General features: G+C 76.3%; 2 protein-coding genes. Both read right to left on the reverse strand.

The window, feature by feature from the left end; translation table 11 throughout:
* Positions 1 to 139 precede the first annotated feature (139 nt).
* Positions 140 to 823, reverse strand: coding sequence for a phosphatase PAP2 family protein (locus tag EF903_RS32040; RefSeq protein ID WP_125548463.1), 684 nt, complete (start codon positions 821 to 823; stop codon positions 140 to 142).
* 91 nt (positions 824 to 914) lie between these two features.
* Complete coding sequence (locus tag EF903_RS32045) at positions 915 to 1856, reverse strand: M56 family metallopeptidase (RefSeq protein WP_125548464.1); 942 nt, start codon at positions 1854 to 1856, stop codon at positions 915 to 917.
* Between the last annotated feature and the right edge of the window lie 160 nt (positions 1857 to 2016).

Here is a 2016-nt window from a genome sequence, read left to right on the forward strand (position 1 = left end):
GGGCCGCGGCGGGGGCGACGGGGGCGGAACCGGAAACGGTGCTGCTCGACATGGGACTCCTCCAAGGGGTGAAGTACCGCGCCCGACCTGCTGCGGCGGCGGCATGTGAGGAAGCCTCCGACCCCAACCGCACTTGAGGTCAAGCCCTGCCCGAGGGCTCCCGCCGTCCGGCCTCCGCCGGCCCCGTCCGGCGCACCCGCAGGGGCACCGTGATCGCCAGGGCCGCCAGCCCCGCTCCCAGCACCCAGCCGGCCAGCACGTCCGACGCCCAGTGCACCCCGAGGAAGACACGGGTGAAGCCGACGCCGAGCACGGACACGGCTGCGAGGACCGCCGCAGCGGCCACGGACCACGCCGGAGCTCGCGGCACCCGCCGCAGCAGAAGCCAGAGCAGCACCAGGCACACTGCCGCGGCCGTCGCCGCATGGCCCGACGGATAGGCGGCGTAGGAAGCGGAATCCACCGGGTCCGCCCACTGCGGCCGCTCGCGCCCCACCAGGGACTTCATGCCCTGGTTCACCAGGGCCGCCGCCACCGTCGCCGCCGCCACCCGCAGGGCGAGCTCCCCTCGCCCGCGGCGCCAGAGCCACACGCAGGCCGCCACGGCCAGGGCCCGCATCATCCACGGATCCCACACCACGTCGGAGAGGACCCGCACCACGGCGGTGGCCTCAGGGTTCCGGACGGCGTACGCGTGCAGCCGCACCGCCACCGCACCGTCACCCGACAGCAGCGGCCGCCATCCCGCCGCCACCAGGACCGTCAGCACCGTCCACAGCACCGCACAGCCGATGCCAGTCCACCGAACCCACCCGCATCGCATGCGGAGATCCTCGCACCATCCGGCCCGCGCCGCCGAACGCGCCACGGCACCGGCCACCGCAGGCGGGCTGCCGGGTCCGCCCCGCGGGCTTCTACGCGAGCGCGCGCAGCCCCGGTACGAACGCCACCAGCAGCGGAACCGCCGGAACGAGCGTCGCCAGCGCCGTCAGCCGCAGCCGGCGCACGGGCGACAGCCGCGGCGTCGCCGACAGCAGCCGCCGCACCCGCTCGGGCACGTGCGGCTGCGGGGCGGGCGCGGGGCCGAAGACGCCCCGGTCCTCGTTCAGCCCCACCAAAGCCAGCGCGATGGTCAGCCGCCCGAACCGGCGCGACGCCACGTCGTCCGCGGCCAGCTCGACCAGCCGGTGCATCTCCGCCTCGAACGCCGCGAAGACCGGGACCTGCGGGAACCCGCCGGCCAGCGCCCGCGAGCAGTGCAGCAGCCAGTCGTGGCGGGCCGCCGCATGGCCCTGCTCGTGTGCCAGGACGGCGTCCAGCTGGCTGCCCTTCAGCCTGCCGAGCGCGGCCGTCGTCACCACCAGCCGCGGCGCCGGGCCGGGCAGCCACCACGCATCGGGCCGCGGCCCCTCCAGGACGACGAGCCGGGCACCCGGCACCGGCGCCTCACCCGGCAGCAGCGGCGCCCGCACCAGCAGCTCGGCGCCCCGCGCCCGCCGCCCGGCCCGAGCCCGGAGCACCTCCCGGGCCAGCAGCACCCCCGTCCACAGGCCGCCGCCCGCCAGCAGCAGCGCGGTGCCGGCGGCCCACGGGCCGCCCGTCGGGCCGAGGCCGTACGCGTCGACCACCCCGTGCGGGGCCGCCGCGAAGAGCCGGCCGCGCACCGCCAGCCATGCGGCCGCCGCGCTGAGCACCATCGACAGCGCGAAGCACAGGAGCACCGCCCCCACCACGCACTGCCACGCCCACAGCGCGACGACCGGTTCGCGCTCGGTCCACTGGGCCCGGGCCAGCAGGCGCGGAGCGAGCACCGCGGTCAGGGCGCCGAGCAGGAGGAGAACGGCGGGGACCATCATGGCGCCAGCCTATGAGGGCCTGACCGCCACCGGATACGCACTCCGGCGATTGGTGACGCAGGCCACGTCTCCCCGCTCTCACATCAGCAGCAGCATCGCCAACATGCCGGTGGCGATGCTGCTGCTGATGTGAGAGCGGGGAGACGTGGCCTGCGTCACC

Source organism: Streptomyces sp. WAC05292 (assembly GCF_003949955.1).
Taxonomy (GTDB): Bacteria; Actinomycetota; Actinomycetes; order Streptomycetales; family Streptomycetaceae; genus Streptomyces; species Streptomyces globosus.